The organism is Telluria sp. Soil_C_11 (assembly GCF_057657395.1).
The window spans coordinates 1-1,406 of the sequence record NZ_JBDGIN010000047.1; the positions used below are offsets into that span (position 1 = coordinate 1).

Sequence of the window (1,406 nt, forward strand, 5' to 3'; positions counted from 1 at the left end):
TGAACTGACCCCATAAAGTTGGACGGTTAAGTTCGCTAGGCAGCCAAGGCCTGGGTCCTGTACTGAACAGGGCTCAGGCCTTTTAGTTTGAGCTTGATACGGTCGTGATTGTAATAGTGAATGTACTCGGCCAAGCCATCCTGTAACGCATCCACGCTATCGAATTTGTTCAGGTAGAAGAACTCGGACTTGAGCACGCCAAAGAAGCTTTCCATTGCTGCGTTGTCGTGACAGTTGCCCTTGCGGGACATGCTCTGCACGAGTTCCCGCTCCCGCAATTGACGCTGGTAGGCCGGCATCCGGTACTGCCATCCCTGATCGCTGTGCAGCAGTGGTTTTTCATGCGGCTGAAGCTTGGCCATGGCCTTTTTGAGCATCGTGCTCACCATGTCGAAGACGGGGCGTTTGTTGGTTTCGAAGGCGATGATTTCACCGTTGTACAGGTCCAGTACAGGCGACAAGTACAGCCTTTCGCCGGCGACGTTGAACTCGGTCACGTCCGTCACCCATTTTTGGTTGGCCGCTTCGGCCTTGAACTGGCGCTGCAATTCATTAGGCGCAGCTTGCCCTATTTCTCCCTTGAACGAACGGTACTTCTTCGGTCGCACAAGGGATTTCAGGCCCAGCACGCCCATCAGACGCTGTACCACTTTGTGATTGACCAAGTGCCCCGACTGTCGAACCACAGACGCGATACGTCGGTAACCATAGCGGCCCTTATGACGCGCGAAGATGGTTTTGATCGTGTTTTTCAGCTCACTGTACTTGTCGCCCCGTTGCAGCAAACGCAGCTGGTAATAGAACGTGCTGCGTGGTAGCCGGGCCAGCTTGAGCAGATCGGCCATCGGATATTGCTGCCTTAGTTCCTGCACTATTTGCGCTTTTTCGGCGGCGCTTGCTTCGGGCGGGCTTGAACTAAGGCTTGCAACTTTTTTAGATAGGCATTCTCCATGCGCAGGTAGGCCAGCTCGGCCAGCAACTCCTCCGGGGAGCGTTTCTCATCATCGGATGGGGCATCAGGCTTTGATGTCGGGGCCGCCATTGCTGTAGCTCTTCCTCGTGGACGTGGTTTCAATGCATCCAGTCCGCCGCTATGAAAACTACGCTCCCACACACTGAGAACACCTGGATTGCGAATATCGAACTGCACGGCCGTCTGGCCGTAGGACAGCTCATTTTCCCACATGTGCCGCAAGACCGATAACTTGAACTCGGCGCTGTAGTGGCTGAACTTCTTCTTGAACGCATCTGCGCCACGCATTTGGTACCGCTGAACCCAACGTCTCACCAGCGATTGGACCAGCCCGTGTAAATGCGCCAGCGTCTGATAGCCGCCTTTACCGTCCAGGTATTGCTGTACCACCGAGAGCTTGAAACGCTCATCGTATTTCGTCATGAAAAAACCC

The 1,406-nt window shown here is 54.5% G+C and carries 1 protein-coding gene; it reads right to left on the reverse strand.

The window, feature by feature from the left end:
- Positions 1-35: 35 nt before the first annotated feature.
- Positions 36-1,396, reverse strand: a protein-coding gene (locus AC3A6M_RS24790) for an IS3 family transposase (protein ID WP_487855351.1) whose coding sequence is annotated in 2 segments (ribosomal slippage) — positions 36-914 and positions 917-1,396 — 1,359 coding nt in all. Because the reading frame shifts where the segments join, the coding sequence is not laid out codon by codon here.
- Positions 1,397-1,406 lie beyond the last annotated feature (10 nt).